This window comes from Legionella sp., assembly GCF_965140895.1.
Taxonomy (GTDB): Bacteria; Pseudomonadota; Gammaproteobacteria; order Legionellales; family Legionellaceae; genus Legionella.
Genome location: NZ_CBCSKT010000114.1, coordinates 1 through 1,503, shown reverse-complemented (window position 1 = coordinate 1,503; position 1,503 = coordinate 1). Strand labels below are relative to the sequence as shown.

The following is a 1,503-nucleotide window of genomic DNA, read 5'->3' as shown; positions in this document are numbered from 1 at the left end:
AATTTAACTATCTGATTTAAATTTATTTTTATGATTTTTGGCGCATTATATTCTCTTGCATATCGTCACGAAATATGGGTTAGCAAAAGCTAACCCATGGGACACTTGCTTAAGTTAGGATCGAGTTACCGCGGTCAAGCCTTAGTAATTCGAGAGGGGAGACTTTAAGTAAGTGCAGTGAATGCTACACATAGTTGTATTAAATGCGTTTGCTCAGGTGATAAATTTCTATTGTAACGTTCGGATTACCTGTCTCTTTGGAGATATAAGATCAGCATTCATAACATGATTTAAGAAGAGTTCGGAGCAATAACTTTACGTTTATTTACTAATTTATGATTAATTAAAGCCCGATGTTGTGGTAAATTGCACTGCAAAGATATTTGATTAACTCAATTAGGAGAATACATTGAGGTTCAAATTAGCAGTCAATACTCTATGGAAATCTAAAAAATGGCTAAGAAATCTATCGATTTTAATGGTAATTTCGTTTGCTTTGGTGATAAGTTTTTATTTATTTCATCGTCCAGCATCTATTTCAGACAAATCGCCTAAGGTAGTTGAAACTACACTAGTAAAGCCAACGTCTATTAAAAAGACTATTCAACTTATCGGTACGATACACCCCAAACATGCCACTTTGTTAACAGCGAAAGCGCCTGGTTTGTTAGAGGCAAATTGCTCATCAGGGCAAGCGGTTAAAAAAGGTGATTTAATTGCCCGGATTATTAATCCAGAAGTTGAGAAAAATTATCAATTATCAAAAGACGCAGCGGCAATTTCAGAAGCTCATTATAATCGATTCCTGCAATTGAAAAGCAAAGGATTTGTCAGCATAAGAGAGCTTGAAGAAAAAAAACAACAATGGATAAATGCTCAAAAAGAAGCGGCTAAAACGAAAATCGAAGTAGAAAATTTACGTTTTTACTCTCCATTTGATGGGATTGTTAGCGCGTTTAAAATCAGAGATGGCTCGCAAGTTAAAACAGGGGATGTGGTTGTTACTGTTTATGATCCTTTAAATATAGCGGTTGACCTGGATATTCCTTGCCACTATCTCCATCAAATTAAAAAAAAGCAAATCGTTTATATTAAAAAGCAGAAATACCATCTATCTCATTTACAGCAAATGATGGATGGTGACACGCATATGTGCCCAGCAGAAGTTGATATTCACTGTGACGATTGCATTATCGGCGATACTATTTATGCACAGCTCCTTATTCAGGAAAAGAAACAAGCATTAGTGGCGCCGGTTCAGGCATTATTTCTCAAAGAAGGGAAGCTGTCTATTTACAAGGTCGTTAATAATCGTATTGAGTTGGTGAACGTAAAATCGGGTATTAAAGAAAAAAATCGTGTAGAAATTAGTTCAGGATTAAATCCTAATGATCAGGTGATTATCAAAAGTCCCGAGCGATTATTTCCAGGAATGGAAGTGTTGATTTATCAACCTAAGAATAAAATACCGGGATAAATAACTCAAATGAATGTGACGACCTA

Annotated in this window: 1 protein-coding gene; it reads left to right on the top strand. The window is 35.4% G+C overall.

From position 1 onward, the window contains the following. Positions 1–409 precede the first annotated feature (409 nt). Complete coding sequence (locus ACQY7T_RS12160) at positions 410–1,477, top strand: efflux RND transporter periplasmic adaptor subunit (RefSeq protein WP_428413775.1); 1,068 nt, start codon at positions 410–412, stop codon at positions 1,475–1,477. Positions 1,478–1,503: the final 26 nt, after the last annotated feature.